The organism is Tritonibacter sp. SIMBA_163, assembly GCF_046535935.1.
In the GTDB taxonomy this organism is placed as follows: domain Bacteria; phylum Pseudomonadota; class Alphaproteobacteria; order Rhodobacterales; family Rhodobacteraceae; genus Epibacterium; species Epibacterium scottomollicae.
Genome location: NZ_JAWJBP010000555.1, coordinates 1 through 266, shown reverse-complemented (window position 1 = coordinate 266; position 266 = coordinate 1). Strand labels below are relative to the sequence as shown.

Annotated in this window: 1 pseudogene; it reads right to left on the bottom strand. The window is 59.8% G+C overall.

Going from position 1 to position 266, the window contains the following annotated elements:
* Positions 1-266, bottom strand: a pseudogene (locus tag R0J92_RS23515) (hypothetical protein); the annotation flags it as partial.

Here is a 266-nt window from a genome sequence, read left to right as displayed (position 1 = left end):
CTTCTGATCGAAAGTTCAGACCTAAACAGACGGCTGCATCAGCGATTGCATGGGTCCTCGCCCCTTCAGGCGTCTTGGTGAGCACCGGATCGGAGCCGCCGGTCAGCAGGGTTTCCACGGTGCGTTCATAATCCGCCGCATCAAGCGCACCATGGCTGCCGGAGGTCAGCTTGGCCACTTCGCGCATCATGCGCTTCTGGTGGACTTCCGTCTGCCCGCCGGACGCATTGTTGTCGAGTAAAATATCCGCCGCCGGATCAGGGTTT